This window comes from Tolypothrix bouteillei VB521301, assembly GCF_000760695.4.
GTDB classification, from domain to species: Bacteria; Cyanobacteriota; Cyanobacteriia; order Cyanobacteriales; family Nostocaceae; genus Scytonema; species Scytonema bouteillei_A.
The window spans coordinates 2787675-2803235 of the sequence record NZ_JHEG04000001.1; the positions used below are offsets into that span (position 1 = coordinate 2787675).

The window sequence follows — 15561 nt, forward strand, 5'->3', positions numbered from 1 at the left end:
ATGTTAATTCTTCAAGAAGACTTAATGAAAATCAAGAGCGATCGCAAACTCCGATCGGAAATGCCGTAAATTGGGTAGTATCTACTTGAACTATGACCAAGGGTGCATTATGACTGAACAAAATCCACATAGAGGGGGAGACAGAAGAGAGGGAGGAAAACGCTTCCTTCCCGAACAGCCATTAACAGCAACAGAGGTAGCAACTTTTGTAGAACAATTTCAAGCGGCTACTACAGACAAGGAAAAACTTTTAGTTGTCTCCTCGTTACTAGATGCTGTAGCAAAAGATTATTTAGATAGTCCAGAACACCAGGAGTCTGGGAAAGCAATCCATAGTGCTTTTTCTCGTCTTGCTTATCTCATTAAGGAGAACGGTTCATTAAAGTCTGCTTGAGTCCATCAGCAAGTGAATCTATTCATAGTGGTTCTGGATTGACCTCAAACTGAACAGCAACTATTCCCTTGATAGCCAGCAAGTAAACTTTTGCTGGACGGTTGTTACCGTTCAGCAAATATCTTTTGTTTTCCGTGTTTTCCGTCAGTGGATAAGCTAACTTGTCCAAACAAAAACAATACGCCCAAGGATATGGGTAAAAAACCGAGAGAAATTCTGTAAGACTTAGACCTCTGGGTATTGTACCTAGGATTGATGCATGGTAAAACGAAATTTGACGATCCTATAAATAAGATTTGCATTAAATGCTTTTGAGTGAAACAAAAATGGTTAGACGGCACAGTCGGCAAGCATTGGCTCAACAAAACACTATCCTAGCTGCAAAAAACTTTTTGGTAGAAATGGAAAATGGTGCAACACTAGAGCAATTAGAGTTTATCGCTAGTGCTGCGGGTGACATTGCTCTTTTCTGGCATTTAATTGGCAATCCTGATGAAATTCCTTTATATGAAGTAGGGGGTTAGCCAGAGTATATTCTCATTATCGTGCTAAAAGTAGATATCTTATCCTCATTTTTTCTGTTGGACTTTAACATATAACTTTTTTTGTTTGTACGCTGTAAAGACGCGCTTTGGCGCGTCTTTACATATTGGCTTAAGGCTAAAATGTCAAAGTGGTACGAAGTACGCCGACTGTTGTTGTGTCGTTTCTGCTATCACCTTCTGGATTAAAGAGAACAAAAGCACCAGGGGTAATGCTGATATTGTTATTGACTTTGAGACGGTAATATGCCTCTAAATGGTAGGGAACGGCACGATCTACACCTGCATCGGCCAGTCGAGCATCACCATCGGCAGAGGTACGATAAAGTGGCTGTCCAAAAATAATGCCTGCATTATTCCCTTTTCCAAATAAATCGCTAAAGTGAAGCCCAGCCATCCAACTTGTGAAAGTGGTAGAAGCATCCACACGACCAGAAGAATCATCCACAAATATAGCTGCACCATATCCAGAAAAAGCAACTTTTGGGGAAACCCGCCACGTGACTGTACCACCAACAGAGTTCAATTGAACTGGTATTCCTAAAGGAACATTAGCTAAGGCACCAATATCACTACTCGTCAATCCCGTACCCAAGATATTGATTTCGTGATAACTGTGGGCATAGTTTAGAGCAAAATCGAGGGAATTGCTCGGTCTAAAGGTTAACTGTGTTGACACAACCGAACTACCACCAAATACACCTGCACCTAAAGGCGTGTTAGAAACCCCAGGCTGTATATCCGCACCTGAACTTACAATGTTGGCATTTGCACTACCATACAAAGCCCTTAAATCCAACTGCTTTGAGATATTAAAAATGAATCCTGCTGCTGATGCCAAACCCGAACCAGAAGTACCGCCGGAGACACGTACTACAGGGTTTAAACCTGCAAAGCGAGAAATAGACTCTTGCCCTTCACCGTAAAAAGGCGTAACTGCAGGAAAGGCATCGGATACTTCTGCTGCAGGACCAGCAAACAAAGTTAATTGATTGGCAACAGGAAAGATGTAAAGCAGTTTGTAAAGCTCAATATCGTTCGCACCGGTGGAGGTTAATGTCTTAACATCAAAACCGGGAAATTGGGGTTCAAAACTTACACGTGCGCTGCTAGCATTGAGTAGATTTGAAGCCAAACCTAAAGATTGTTGAAGGCTACCATTACCGGTTACACCACCTAAAAAGTTATGCGCTTGCAAACCAGTAATCAATAAGTCTTTGCCAGTGAAGCTGGTATTGAGGTTTAACCGCACTCTGTTCGTCAAAATAATATTGGGGTCATCTCGACCGGGAGCACCCCCTGTAGCACCAATCCCTGCAATAATAGCCTCTCCATTGAGTTTGGTTGTTATGGAAAACTGATTGGCTTCCAATTCAGCGGCACGAGCTTCTACAGCATCTACCCGACCTCGCAGTGTTGCTAATTCCGCAGTAAATTCTTCTTGCAATCTCTGCAAAGTCACTAAATCTTCTTTTCTTACCAAATCAGCAGTTGCTGTCGCAATCAGTTCATTGACTCGGTCCAAACAAGCATTTAAACCAGCCGCAAATTCATAACGAGTCAAAGCACGGTTACCCCGATAAGTGCCATTTGGATAACCGGCAATACAACCATAACGCTCTACGAGAGATTGTAATGCTTGAAAAGCCCAGTCTGTAGTCTTTACATCAGACAGTTGCGATACAGATGTAACTTGTGCCGAACTTTCTCCTTGTGAAGATTTTGAGACAGGTAAAACTGGAGATGTAGGAGCAATGGTCTGCCCTAAATCTCTATTTTCTGACTGTTGTTTGATAACGGGTAAGTCTTGTTGTTGGGATACAATAAATTCTGCTTGGGTTACATTGGGTACAATATTCCCATCAAAAAACTCGCTTGCGTTCTGAGTACTACTAATGTTAAAATTTGCTAAGTTCTCCGGATCTATTAACGCCTGTTCGTCGTCTGCTATTTTATAATTAACACTAGCTTGTACGGGCAATATTTTAGCAAACAGACACAAGAAAGTGGCTCCGCCACCGCAGGCTAGCAGATATTTCTTCATGGTAACTCCTCACAACATAGCGACAACTTAACTGTAATTATTACAAACTACAACTTAAGTAAACTCTTTGAAGATTTTACAACAGAAAGTTACTAAGGTTACTGCATTTTTCTGATGACTTGCACAAAATTTTGTTCAAAATACTTTATATTAAGAATATGTGTTGCTTGGGTAAGCCTTAATCAAGCTACTATTAAGACCGTTCCGTTTGGTTTTTTTCAAGTATTGCCTAAACCTCGAAAATATGCTTTCCAAAGAGAGCACTCTAATTTGGAAAAAACACCAAGAGATTGAGATCGGTTCTATACAAACGATCGCCCGCCTTTGCGGACTTCATATCAAGTTCATGCAGGCAGACGATCGCTTGTGTAGCTGAGGCAGCACGTTACCTAAAGCGCCTCTACAGTTTAATATGCAAATTAGATATGGAACGCAGCACCTTAGCAACATAATGTGTTCGCTGTAAGGCGAGATCGTTAAACAGTTTGGTTTTTCTTGCCCGCTTACTTATTTCAGGGTGAAATCCGATATCTATCTCTTGGATAAAGAGTTGCTTGTTTTACACTAGGAAGACTCAAGATTCGTGAAGTGAGTCTTTCTAAACCAATAGCCAATCCACCATGAGGCGGCATTCCCATATCAAACATCTGTAAATGATTTTCAAAAGATATGGGATCGATCGCACGCTGGCGAAGTGCTTGTTCTAAATCCTCACGTTTATGCAGTCTTTGCCCTCCAGTTGTAATTTCAATACCCTCAAAAAGAAGGTCAAAGCTTTGAGACGCTCCGTTGTTACCTCTAGGGTAAGTGTAAAATGGACGGGCTGATAGTGGAAAGCCAATCACAAAAAGAGCGTTTATACCAGTTTCAGCTTCTGCAAGCTGACAAAGTTGGCGTTCAGCCTCTGGATCTAGGTCGTCTGTTAAGTCAGTGCGATTGTAAAATTGATTGAGTCGCTCAAGACACTCTTGAAATTCCCAAATAGGGACTTTCGTCATTTTCGGCAAAAGCTGAGAGCGATATCTTTTGATGATATCCCCGTAATTCTCATTAAGCATTTCAAAAATGTAAGTCAAGAGTTCTTTCTCCAACTGAATAACCTCTTCGGGTTGCTCGATGAAGCCTAGTTCAAGGTCTAGAGAGTAATATTCTGTGAGATGACGGCTACTCGCGTGGGGTTCCGCACGGTAAACATGACCCGTTTCAAAAACTCTTTCCAATCCAGCTACCCCTTGCTCTTTATAAAACTGGGGACTTTGAGCAAGGTAAGCAGAACGTTCAAAATATTTAATTTCAAATAAATTCGTCCCTCCTTCTGTTCCACCAGACACTATTTTGGAGGTGACAATTTCAGTGAAGTGCTTTTCCCATAGAAATTGACGAAAATAATGCAGAATTGCTGCTTGTATCCTAAAAATATCGCCAACGCTGTGATTGCGAAGTGATAGAGGACGATAAGCCAAAATTGTGTCAATGCCAATTTCAGAAATGTCCTCCGAAGAATTAAAGGGAAGACAATGAGAGACTCGATTGAAAACAAAAACTTCAGTGACTTCTATCTCAAAACCCCTGGAAGAACGAGAATCGGGTTTGACCCAACCCTTAATTTCAACTGGTTGATCGAGTTTTAAAGAGAGCGATCGCGTATATGCTGAATCTGCAACACACTGAATCTCTCCGCTACAGTCTTTGAGAATAATAAAAGTTGTTTTCGCCAGTTCTCGAAGACGGTATATCCATCCCCGAATGAAAACCTGTTCTGAAACTGATGGGTTAAGAGAATCGATCGGTACCCGTTCCTTATTTACCATATGCTATAGTCCGCAAAAAACTACAAATGACCATCAAATGAGGTTTGTATTGTTTAATTGCTGGAACCATAACAACGGCGGTACCATCCAGCTTCCACAAACTTAACTTTTTTGCTTCTCAGCACAAGAATGTGGCACTTAATTGCTGCAGTGTCGTTGCAGTGACGTTTCGCGCTACTAATGCCTATCTCAACAGTTTTTCACTTCTATTGGATTTCCTGTTCGAGCGAACCTCTCAGACGGGTCTTTCGTCTTCTACGAGTTTAATGAATTTTAGCAAATTTTTTGCTAAGTGCTGCTATTCATAATTCCGAAATCACGTTAAATCTTGTTGTATTACAATTGTAGCACAAAGCCGCCGGAAGAGGTTTATCGTAGATGGCAGCCTTAGAATTAGAAAATTTACGCAAAACGTTTACCCTGACTCCCGGTTGGGGACTCAACAAAGTCCGTAAGGAAATTGTCGCAGTAGATAATATCAGTTTAAGCGTTCCTACAGGTCAAGCGATCGCTTTCATCGGTCCCAATGGTGCGGGAAAATCCACCACTATCAAAATGCTAACGGGTATTTTACACCCTACGTCTGGAACTGCAAGATTGTTAGGTCTCAATCCCTGGCGCAATCGTCGCGAACTTGCTTATCAGATAGGAGTTGTCTTTGGACAGCGATCGCAATTATGGTATCACCTTCCGCCCCGTGACACTCTCGAGTTATTAGCCCGGATCTATAATATAGACCGCCACGAGTACATAAAGCGCCGGGACATACTCGTTCAACGTTTTGACCTCTCACCATTTTGGAACATTCCAGTACGCAAACTATCATTAGGTCAGAGGATGCGAGCGGAAGTTGCAGCCAGCTTACTCCACTCACCGCGATTGTTGTTTCTTGACGAACCAACTATTGGTCTTGACGTTATTGCCCGCCAGGAATTGCGGGATTTGATCCGTGAGTGGAATCGCAATGAAGGTTTAACTGTATTCCTCACCAGTCACGATACGGGTGATATTGAACGAGTCGCGCAACGAGTTGTTGTAATCAATCACGGGCGAGTCGTACTCGATGATGAAGTGACAGCTATGCGCCGTCAGTATCTTGAATCGAAAATTCTCAGTGTAAGGTTTCATCACTCGATTCCCGATCTAACCATACCGGGTGTCTCCTTCATGCAAAAAAGTGAGTATGCTCTCAAGCTAGAGGTTAACACCCGCATCACTCCAATCGAAGCAGTGATGAGCCAAATTCTGCAAGCAGGTTCTGTAGCCGATATTGCTATTGAAGACCCTCCTTTAGAAGAAGCGATCGCGCACATTTACTCTCAAAAATTTTAGATCTGAATGGGTCTAATTGATACACGCAAACTTGTAAAATGAACAGCCTGAATAAATATATATGGATTGGCTTAACAGCCGCTCGTTCCAACCTTGCTTACATAGGAGAAGTAGCATCTAGAGGGCTTTTTCTCTTTGTAATACTCTATATTTTCCTGCAACTTTGGCGCGTTACTTATACAGAAACAAATGCCGAACAATTGGGAGGGTTAACGCTCTCTCAAATGATATGGTATTTGGGTATTACTGAGTCTATTGTGCTTTCAAATCCGCCAATTGCTCAAGAAGTAGACCACGATGTCAGAACAGGAGCGCTAGCAATACAACTGATACGTCCCGTATCTTACCCCTTATATAGATTGTGGACAACTTTAGGCGAGCGAATAGTCCGCTTCAGTTTGAATATGGCAGTAACAGTAGGGCTTGTGTTGTTATTTGTCGGATTCATCCCCATAAGTTTGACAGGTTTATTTTTGTTTCTACTAGCACTGCCACTAGCATTTGTGTTGGATTTCTTAGGAACCTTTTCAGTTGGCTTAGCAGCTTTTTGGCTGGAAAATACTTCAGGGTTAATGCTGATTTACAGCCGAATTATGATGATTTTAGGTGGAATGCTTCTTCCTCTAGATTTATTACCCGAGCAATGGCAACCTTTATTAAAAGCTCTGCCCTTTGCCAGTATTTTATACGGTCCGGCTCGTTTGTTTGTCAATCCCGACCTCACTTTTGCCAGTGAACTATTACTCAAACAAGGTATCGCAATAGGTGTGTTGGGTTTATTAGTGACTTGCGTGTATCGTACAGCAGTCAAACGCATTCATGCCAATGGAGGGTAAGGGAAAATGTTATCAAATTTACTTTCTTACTTACAATTAGCAGCAGCATATGTTCGCCTTAACTTAAATGCTCACTTGGAATATCGTGGGGCATTTATCACCCAAGTGGTAGCAATGATTTTAAATAACACCATATGGATAATATTTTGGTGCTTGTTCTTCACACGCTTTCCGGTGCTGCGAGGTTGGACAATACAGGATGTTATAACTCTTTGGGCAATGTCATCAGCAGGTTTTGGTTTAGCTCATGCTATCTACGGTAATGCTTGGTTACTCACCAATTTAATTGTCCAAGGGCAGTTAGATGTGTGGATGTCATATCCCCGTACTCTTTTGCCGCATTTGCTTTTGGGTCAGATGAATGCTACATCTTGGGGAGATTTGTTATTTGGGTATGGAATTTATGTATTCTTTGTCAAGCCAGATATCATACATTTTCTGATGTTTGCTGTCTTGACAGTTTCAGCAGCCGCATTGTTTGTAGGTTTTAGCGTTCTGACAGGAAGCTTGAGTTTTTACTTAGGTAATTCTGAAGGGCTGACCCAGCAATGGAGAAATTCTTTGATTACCTTCAGTACATACCCACCGACTCTATTCGAGGGTTGGGTTAAAGTACTACTATATACATTAATTCCTGCTGGTTTTGTTAGCTATTTACCTGTTACCGCTTTGCAGGAGGTATCTCTGGTACAGGCTTTGCTAGCAGTTGTTGGCTCTACTGTAGTCTTGTTAATAGGAATAGGTGTATTTTATTGCGGATTGCGTCGCTACTCTTCTGGAAATCTGTTGAATATGCGTGGTTAGAGATTGCCAAAAACTAAACTATCTATTTTGTGGGATGGGTGGAGTATCCATCCCTTGTTTTGAATCGTCGAGCTACCTTCGATATCTTATTTAGCGTTGCTCATACTACTTGTCGCAATTGATAATTTACTCGGCAAAATCAGTTCAAAACATTACGAAATTTACTATTTTTCTTTGTATATTAATATAGTTGGCCGAGATAGAATATTATTTTATATCTATAAAATATTGGTTTAATTGTTTGTGCCAATACTAATGTTAAAATTGAGAATTTAAAAAGTATGATTGCTAAAAAATGTAGACATAAGATCGCTAAAACTTAAGCATTAACTGCATATTCTATTTTATCTAAGTAGGTAGGCACAATTAAACCGAACTATATAAACTTATGTAAAGTGTCACAAATGCTTTAAAGATTAAGCTTTTAAATGATTTACATTTCTTAATGTAGTTGTGTTTTTTAGCGCCCACCTACTTAATTAGTCAATATAGAAATCTCAATTGTCAGAAAAAATCCTGAAAGAATACGTTATGTTTATTTCGCTTCTTGACTGGATATTGTTAATCAAGCGAGTCTCCTCCGGAGACTCTAAGCGGACGTTTATATATAGATAACGTTATGAAATTCAAAATATCCTACAACACATATGGATTTATTTTAGGCATTGGACTCATTTTTAACTGTGCATTAGCAATAAGTATATATCAGAAATCTTCTGACATAGAAACTTACATAAATAGCTTTTGTAAGAATCAGTTGAATGGAAAAAGTTTTACGAGAACCGAGCTATTGTTTGGTTTATCAAAATCAGACGGCTCAAGGGTGAACGAAAAAGAATTTCAGTTTTTCATAGACAATGAAGTTACACCTCTTTTTCCTGATGGGCTAACCTTGTTAACTGGTAAGGGTCAATTCAAGAATTCGCGTAAAATAGTTGTCAAAGAAGGGTCGAAGCTTTTAATATTACTTTATCCTTTTAACAGTGACAGTAACCGAAAAATTCAACAAATTCGACAGGCATATGTAAAAAATTTTCAACAAGAGTCTGTGTTGCGTGTTGATGAACTATCATGCGTATCTTTCTAATAAATCAATCGATCGCAAGATTTTGATATTGTTACCTTCGTTCACGTTGAAAATGATGGGTATGGCAAGCAAAAGTTAGCAGAGTTTATTGCTGAAGCTTGTACTAAATTTGTGGAGTTAACAGCAGCATTATAAAAATTCTGCCATCAGTAGGTTTATGCCCATAGGTTGAGTGTACTAAAGTGGCAATTGTTTTTAGATATACATCTACCTTGGAGGGTGCATGCCCCAGTACTTTGGAAAATTGCCGACAACTGACCAACCTTGGACTACTATTGGTAGGGTACAATCTGTCAACAAGAGCGATGCTGCAAAGCAGCCGCTTCGCGAACGCGTTATTCACCTAGAGTGTGGTGAAGCCCGTGTTAGTATTAGCGTACTCGCATCCAACTTGCTACGAGTGCGGATGTCCCCAACTGGTGAATTTCAACCCCGTCGTCCTTGGGCGGTAACACTGGACGACACAGAATGGACAAATGTACCTTTCGAGGTAAACGTAACAGATAGTGTTGTAGAAATTGAAACCGAGCAAATACGCGTGAGCGTACAGAGAGAAAAATGCCGTATAACCTGCTTTGATAAAGAAGGACGTCCCTTTGCTCAAGATACAGAGATGGCAATGGGTTGGCGATTGGGAGCAGTCGCCGCATGGAAACACATAGAAGCAGAAGAACACTTTTACGGATTTGGCGAACGCACTGGATTGCTGGATAAACTGAGCGAAGTCAAAACCAATTGGACGGTTGATGCTTTAGACTACAGTACCCAAACTGATGAAATGTATCAGGCAATACCGTTTTTTATAGCCTTGCGTCCCCAACTTGCATACGGTATTTTCTTCAACACCACTTTTTGGAGTCAGTTTGATATTGGTGCAGAAGCACCGGGTACCTTAAAAATGGAAACTCGTGGGAGCGAGTTAGATTACTACATTATTTACGGTCCTGAACCTGCAGACATTCTTCGCACTTACACCCAGTTAACAGGTAGAATGGCACTACCACCAAAATGGTCACTTGGGTATCACCAATGTCGTTGGAGTTACGAGTCAGAAACTATAGTACGGGAACTAGCGCAAGAATTTCGATCGCGTCAAATTCCCTGTGATGTCATCCATCTTGACATTGATTACATGCGGGGTTACCGCGTGTTTACCTGGAGTCCCAACCGCTTTTCCGATCCTGCAAAACTGATTGGTGACTTGGGACAAAACGGTTTTAAAACCGTGACCATTATAGATCCAGGAGTGAAATACGAGCCAGAAGCCAATTACCACGTGTTTGACCAAGGGATAAAACACGACTATTTTGTCAGAAAAGTGGATGGACAGTTGTTCCACGGCTATGTTTGGCCTGAAAAATCCGTGTTTCCTGACTTTTTGCGTTCTGATGTGCGTCATTGGTGGGGAGATTTGCAAAAAAGCCTGACTGATGCAGGCGTTGCGGGAATATGGAATGATATGAACGAACCAGCCATTGACGATCGCCCTTTTGGGGATGGTGGAAATAAAATTTGGTTTCCTCTAGATGCACCTCAAGGAGGGGATAAGGAAGACAAGGGAGACAAGGGGGAAGGTTCTACCGTGTCTCCCTTGTCTACTTTGCTCTCACATAGAGCTACTCACGCTGAAGTACATAATTTGTATGGTTTGTCAATGGCGAGAGCGAGTGCAGAAGGTTTGCAACGGTTGCGTCCCAATGAGCGTTCTTTTGTGCTGACTCGTTCTGGTTTTGCAGGAGTGCAGCGATGGTCATCGGTGTGGATGGGTGATAATCAGTCGTTGTGGGATCATTTAGAAATGTCCCTACCAATGCTGTGTAATATGGGGCTGTCTGGAGTAGCTTTTGTAGGATGCGATATTGGTGGATTTGCAGGTAATGCCACAGCAGAAATGTTTGCTCGGTGGATGCAGGTAGGAATGCTCTACCCCTTCATGCGAGGTCACTCAGCTATGAGTACAGCACGCCACGAGCCGTGGGTGTTTGGAGAACGTACCGAGAAAATTTGTAGAGAATACATCAATCTACGTTATCAACTGCTACCCTACCTTTATACCCTCTTTTGGGAAGCAGCAACCACAGGGACTCCTATTTTAAGACCGTTACTCTACCATTACCCCAACGATCCCAAAACTTATACCCTTTACGACCAGGTTTTACTCGGTTCTCATTTGATGGCTGCACCTGTTTACCGTCCTGGAGTAGAGCACCGTTCCGTATATTTGCCTGAAGGAACTTGGTATGATTGGTGGACGGGAGAGAGCTATCACGGTCCGGTTCACATCCTCGCTCATGCACCATTAGAAACAATGCCTCTTTATGTCCGCGCCGGGGCAATTATTCCCATGCAGCCCGTGATGCAGTATGTCGATGAGCGACCGCTAAACCAATTGCGATTGCGTATTTGGCATGGTGCTAGTGAGTTTACCCTTTATGAAGATGACGGACATACATTTGAGTTTCAAAAAGGAGCTTTTGCAACGACAAATTACCGTGTTTTTGCTAATGCAGAACACACAATTTTAGAAATTGAAGAACGACAAGGAGAATGGATACCACCATCCCGTGAAGTCATTGTTGAACTTGTTGGAGTGGGTAAACAACAATTTCAAGATGATGGAAAACCGCGTACTTTGAAATTTTAATAGTTAGTAAGGGCGCAAGGCTTTGCGCCCCTATACTGATAATTTCTCTGCCAGTTGCATAAGTTCTGTTTGACAAAAAAAGAATTTATGTAAAAATAACATATGTGATAATAATAATACATTGTATTAGAATCGATCTCAAATTTATTTCTAAGCTGCGTCTACTTTGAAATCCATAGTTTTTACCTTAGAGAAAAACTCAAGTTTTCGATCTGGGTTGGGTTTTTCTGTTTGCTATAGCCTCAAATCTTGCTCTACCTGAAGCAAACAGATTGAGAGTTTCATGCATCTATTTTTAAAAAACATTTAAAAACACCTAGGAGATGCAACGATGTTAAGTAGCACCTATGACCAAGGTTTAGTGGCGCTATCGATAGTGCTGGCAGTACTTTCATCCTATACAGCCTTAGACCTAGCCGGAAGAGTGAGTGCAGTGGAGAAAAGGGTAAGGCTGGCTTGGTTGATTGGTGGTGCAATTACGATGGGTATTGGGATCTGGTCAATGCACTTTGTTGCCATGCTAGCCTTTAGTTTACCAATACCTATCGTCTATGATGTGGGAATTGTTGTATTCTCAATAACGCCCGCGATCGCGACTTCAGCAGGTGCGCTTTTTCTTGCAAGTCGTCGGTTTATGAGTATGAAGCGATTGCTCACTGGCGGTGTATTAATGGGTTTAGGAATTGCATCTATGCATTATATTGGTATGGCAGCGATGCGGATGGATGCCTCTACTCACTACGATATCCTATTGTTTGTGCTGTCAGTTGCGATCGCGATCGGCGCGTCAATAGCAGCGTTGTATATTGCCTTTCAATTCCGCATACAAACGAGTAAAACAGGAAGATCGTCTCGGATTTTCAGTGCGATCGTTATGGGGGCTGCTATCTCCGGGATGCACTATACAGGAATGGCGGCAGTTTCTTTCACACCAACAAAAGTTGTGAGTTCAGTCTTAGCAAACCGGGTTGTGCAATCTTCTCTCACTTGGCTTGCGATCGGCATTGGCATGGCTACACTCGTTGTCTTAAGTGTTACACTGCTGACATCATTTGCGGATCGACGCATAACATCTCAAACAACTCTTCTGAAACAACAAGAAGTTGAAGCGCAACGATTGCAACAATTTACAGAAATGACTCTACGCATTCGGCGTTCTCTGAAGTTGGAAGATGTTCTCAATACTGCTGTGAGTGAAGTGCAGCAAGTATTAGGTGCCGATCGCGCTATTATCCGTCGGTTGAATCGTGATTGGAGCGGTACCATTATTGCTGAATCCGTTGCTCAAGGTTGGATTTCTACTTTGGGTCATACAATGGACGATTCTTTTTGGGAACGTTATCTCGAATCTTATAATAATGGTCGAGTTTGGGTTATTGATAATATTTACCAAGTGGGTTTTGCTGAGGAGCATCTGGCGATTTTAAAGCACTTTCAGATTAAAGCTTATATAGCTGCACCTATCCTACAAAACGATCGACTTCAGGGTTTACTTTTTGCTCATCAGTGTTCTAATGCTCGGATTTGGCAAAAGTGGGAAATTGAATTGTTTCGACAACTCGCAGTTCAAATTGGCATTGCTCTAGAACAAGCAAGTCTCCTCCATGAATTACAACAAGCGCAGGAAGTGCTGCGGTTACGCGAGCGTGCCATTGCTGCTGCTAGCAATGGTATTCTCATTACCGCTCCACTACAGGAAGATAACCCCATCGTCTTTTGCAATGCAGCATTTGAAACCATGACGGGTTACTCACTAGAAGAAGTATTGGGGCGTAACTGTCGCTTTTTACAGGGAGAAGGCACAAACCCTGCTACTGTAAGAGAAATCAACAATGCCGTGAAGCAAGAGCGGGATTGCCAAGTTGTTATTAAGAATTATCGCAAAGATGGTACCCCTTTCTGGAACCAATTGGCCATTTCACCAGTGCGAAATGCCTCCGGGCAAGTTATAAATTTTATTGGGGTACAAGCGGACATCACAGAACAAATGCAGGTACAAGAACAATTGCGGCTTAGTAAAGAAAATTTACAGAATCAAGTCGTAGAATTGTTAAGTGATGTTGAAGAAGCGTCTAGAGGTGACCTGACCGTGCATGCCCAGATGAGTAAGGGCGAGATTGGTATTGTAGCCAACTTTTTCAATGCTATTATTGAAAGCCTGCGCCACATTGTGATTCAAGTAAAACAAGCCGTTCAACAGGTGAATGTACTTGTAGGGGAAAACTCACAAGCGACGCGTCTGTTGGCAGATGATGCACTCAAACAAGCGGATGAGATTACTCGTACCCTAAAATCTTTAGATGAAATGGTACTTTCAATTCAAGCTGTAGCAGATAGCGCCCATAAAGCAGCAGTTATGGCACGTACTGCATCAACAACTGCAGAAGTTGGTAGAGATTCAATGGAGCGCACAGTTGATAGCATCACGAACCTACATTTGACTATGGCAGAAGCTGCTAAAAAGGTGAAACAGCTTGGTGAATCATCTCAAAAGATTTCCAAAGTTGTGTCTTTAATTAACCAAATTGCCTTGCAAACCAACGTAATATCAATCAATGCTAGTATTGAGGCAGCAAAAGCAGGTGAGGAAGGTCAGGCTTTTGCAGTTGTGGCAGAAGAAGTTGGGGATTTAGCTGCTCATTCAGCTCAAGCGACGGAAGAAATTCAACAGATTGTACGAAATATACAGATTGAAACTAGTGAAGTTGTGAAAGCTGTGGAACAAGGCATGACACAGGTTGTGGAAGGCACAGATTCAGTAAAAGATACCAAGCAACAGCTTGAGAAAATTTTAGAAGTGTCTCGTGAAATTGACTTGTTAGTACAGTCTATTTCCCATGCAACAGTATCTCAAGCGCAAACTTCGCAAGAGGTAGCGTCTTTGATGAAACAGATTGCTCAAGATTCACTTCATACGAGCGATTTCTCTCGCTTGATGTCTAGTTCCTTGGAAAAAACTGTAGACGTAGCACAACAGTTACAAGCTTCAGTCACTGTGTTCAAGACCGATCCTGAGGAAAGGCTGAGTGTTGAACCTTTGGAAGCAGCAGATATTGCTCAGTCTTCTGGTCGGGATTCTGTTGTGTTAAAGATGACACAATAATCAAGGCGAATGAAAAATTAAGGTAATAGAAAATTGAGGCGAATAGAATTCGCGGTCATGTAGAGACGTAGCACGTTACGTCTCTACATAACGACTAACCTTCGTACACAATCAAATGAGTTGGTTTGTGAGTGCGAATAAAGTTTGTCATAATGTCCCGTTCTTTAACAGTTGGTGTTGCAAAACAACCAGCAGTACCAGTGTTAGCATTTTGAGCCAAAGCAGAGGGATCGTAGTGAACGCCTATACCCGAACGTCCCGTACTAAATAGAGGTGTCACTGGAGACCAAACACCACCAAATTCTGGTTTATTTCCTGGTGGTGTACCCACCACTCCGGGGTTGTCAAACTTGTAAATTCCAAAAGGTACAGGTGTTTCAGAACCAGCAACATCGGAGGGAGTTTGCTTGCCAACTCGACCGGAAACAGCTTGTACTGTATTAATAACGTTACCATTGCTATCTATAAGCCGAGTTTCATAAACTCTTAAACCACCACCGATGGTTTTTGTCGTTCTTTTTGCAACAACTCGTGCTGTTTTGATACTTGTAAGAAACTCATTAGCGACCCAGCGATTTGTTCCAATTTGTACCCACTTCCTGTTTCCTGCTTGCACGGGTTCGCCAGTCACTTGAACTTCAGTACCATTGCTGAGAGAACCAACTGATTCCCCATTGGGTTTAGAACGCACTGTGAGAGGATCGCCTTCTTTTGTTGCAACGTAAAAAATACTAGCCATTAATATATGCCTGACAGATGTTAAAAGTAATGAAAACTTTTCCTGCTGGGAATTGTTTTTGCTGACATCAAAATACTTCAATCTCTGCTGACAAAATTACGGATAGCCTCTTAAGAGATTCGGAATTGCAACATCCCCAACTTCTTGATGGATACAGCCGATTGATGGGATAAGCTGTGCTGCCTTTTATTTTCTCATATTGACCTAGTTATAAAAAAGATAATC

At 41.7% G+C, this 15561-nt stretch carries 13 protein-coding genes; 9 read left to right on the forward strand and 4 right to left on the reverse strand.

Features of this window, described 5'->3' with window-relative positions:
* Positions 1 to 109: 109 nt before the first annotated feature.
* The gene (locus HC643_RS11100; RefSeq protein WP_050045675.1) at positions 110 to 394 is read left to right on the forward strand and encodes a hypothetical protein; all 285 of its coding nucleotides are present in this window, start codon (positions 110 to 112) and stop codon (positions 392 to 394) included.
* Between the two features lie 22 nt (positions 395 to 416).
* Here the strand turns inward: HC643_RS11100 and HC643_RS41320 are convergent, their stop codons facing one another.
* Positions 417 to 563: a hypothetical protein gene (locus HC643_RS41320; protein ID WP_153021455.1), complete on the reverse strand. Its 147-nt coding sequence runs from the start codon at positions 561 to 563 to the stop codon at positions 417 to 419.
* Between the two features lie 157 nt (positions 564 to 720).
* On the opposite strand from HC643_RS41320, the gene HC643_RS11105 reads away from it, so the two are divergent.
* Positions 721 to 918, forward strand: coding sequence for a hypothetical protein (locus HC643_RS11105; protein ID WP_137986264.1), 198 nt, complete (start codon positions 721 to 723; stop codon positions 916 to 918).
* 136 nt (positions 919 to 1054) lie between these two features.
* Here the strand turns inward: HC643_RS11105 and HC643_RS11110 are convergent, their stop codons facing one another.
* Positions 1055 to 2980, reverse strand: a complete 1926-nt coding sequence (locus tag HC643_RS11110) for an iron uptake porin (protein ID WP_038072525.1) — start codon at positions 2978 to 2980, stop codon at positions 1055 to 1057.
* A gap of 244 nt (positions 2981 to 3224) precedes the next feature.
* Between HC643_RS11110 and HC643_RS42080 the strand changes: the two genes are divergently transcribed.
* Entirely contained in the window at positions 3225 to 3356 is a 132-nt protein-coding gene (locus HC643_RS42080; protein WP_272899735.1) for a hypothetical protein, read from the forward strand.
* A 136-nt stretch (positions 3357 to 3492) separates the two neighbouring features.
* On the opposite strand, the gene aspS is transcribed toward HC643_RS42080, so the two are convergent.
* Positions 3493 to 4791 carry an aspartate--tRNA(Asn) ligase gene (aspS, locus tag HC643_RS11115; protein ID WP_038072527.1) on the reverse strand — a complete coding sequence of 433 codons (1299 nt, stop codon included), beginning with the start codon at positions 4789 to 4791 and terminating at the stop codon, positions 3493 to 3495.
* A gap of 378 nt (positions 4792 to 5169) precedes the next feature.
* Here aspS and HC643_RS11120 point away from each other — a divergent pair, with 378 nt between their 5' ends.
* The 6 genes from HC643_RS11120 to HC643_RS11145 all read left to right on the forward strand — a co-directional run bounded on the left by HC643_RS11120 (position 5170) and on the right by HC643_RS11145 (position 14597).
* Positions 5170 to 6123, forward strand: coding sequence for an ABC transporter ATP-binding protein (locus HC643_RS11120; RefSeq protein ID WP_038072529.1), 954 nt, complete (start codon positions 5170 to 5172; stop codon positions 6121 to 6123).
* 38 nt (positions 6124 to 6161) lie between these two features.
* Positions 6162 to 6959, forward strand: coding sequence for an ABC transporter permease (locus tag HC643_RS11125; RefSeq protein ID WP_038072531.1), 798 nt, complete (start codon positions 6162 to 6164; stop codon positions 6957 to 6959).
* A 6-nt stretch (positions 6960 to 6965) separates the two neighbouring features.
* Entirely contained in the window at positions 6966 to 7763 is a 798-nt protein-coding gene (locus tag HC643_RS11130; RefSeq protein ID WP_050045676.1) for an ABC transporter permease, read from the forward strand.
* A gap of 619 nt (positions 7764 to 8382) precedes the next feature.
* Complete coding sequence (locus tag HC643_RS11135; protein ID WP_038072532.1) at positions 8383 to 8850, forward strand: DUF3574 domain-containing protein; 468 nt, start codon at positions 8383 to 8385, stop codon at positions 8848 to 8850.
* Positions 8851 to 9073: 223 nt separating this feature from the next.
* Positions 9074 to 11494 (forward strand): glycoside hydrolase family 31 protein, encoded by a 2421-nt coding sequence (locus HC643_RS11140; protein ID WP_038072534.1) that lies wholly within the window; start codon positions 9074 to 9076, stop codon positions 11492 to 11494.
* 331 nt (positions 11495 to 11825) lie between these two features.
* Positions 11826 to 14597 (forward strand): MHYT domain-containing protein, encoded by a 2772-nt coding sequence (locus HC643_RS11145; protein WP_038072536.1) that lies wholly within the window; start codon positions 11826 to 11828, stop codon positions 14595 to 14597.
* A gap of 94 nt (positions 14598 to 14691) precedes the next feature.
* On the opposite strand, the gene HC643_RS11150 is transcribed toward HC643_RS11145, so the two are convergent.
* Positions 14692 to 15336, reverse strand: coding sequence for a L,D-transpeptidase family protein (locus HC643_RS11150; protein WP_038072538.1), 645 nt, complete (start codon positions 15334 to 15336; stop codon positions 14692 to 14694).
* Positions 15337 to 15561 lie beyond the last annotated feature (225 nt).

Bases quoted from the DNA above. Each gene is read 5' to 3' on its own strand.
- HC643_RS11100 (WP_050045675.1), top strand. From the start codon at position 110: ATGACTGAACAAAATCCACATAGAGGGGGAGACAGAAGAGAGGGAGGA.
- HC643_RS11105 (WP_137986264.1), top strand. From the start codon at position 721: ATGGTTAGACGGCACAGTCGGCAAGCATTGGCTCAACAAAACACTATC.
- HC643_RS11110 (WP_038072525.1), bottom strand. From the start codon at position 2,980: ATGAAGAAATATCTGCTAGCCTGCGGTGGCGGAGCCACTTTCTTGTGT.
- HC643_RS42080 (WP_272899735.1), top strand. From the start codon at position 3,225: ATGCTTTCCAAAGAGAGCACTCTAATTTGGAAAAAACACCAAGAGATT.
- aspS (WP_038072527.1), bottom strand. From the start codon at position 4,791: ATGGTAAATAAGGAACGGGTACCGATCGATTCTCTTAACCCATCAGTT.
- HC643_RS11120 (WP_038072529.1), top strand. From the start codon at position 5,170: ATGGCAGCCTTAGAATTAGAAAATTTACGCAAAACGTTTACCCTGACT.
- HC643_RS11125 (WP_038072531.1), top strand. From the start codon at position 6,162: ATGAACAGCCTGAATAAATATATATGGATTGGCTTAACAGCCGCTCGT.
- HC643_RS11130 (WP_050045676.1), top strand. From the start codon at position 6,966: ATGTTATCAAATTTACTTTCTTACTTACAATTAGCAGCAGCATATGTT.
- HC643_RS11135 (WP_038072532.1), top strand. From the start codon at position 8,383: ATGAAATTCAAAATATCCTACAACACATATGGATTTATTTTAGGCATT.
- HC643_RS11140 (WP_038072534.1), top strand. From the start codon at position 9,074: ATGCCCCAGTACTTTGGAAAATTGCCGACAACTGACCAACCTTGGACT.
- HC643_RS11145 (WP_038072536.1), top strand. From the start codon at position 11,826: ATGTTAAGTAGCACCTATGACCAAGGTTTAGTGGCGCTATCGATAGTG.
- HC643_RS11150 (WP_038072538.1), bottom strand. From the start codon at position 15,336: ATGGCTAGTATTTTTTACGTTGCAACAAAAGAAGGCGATCCTCTCACA.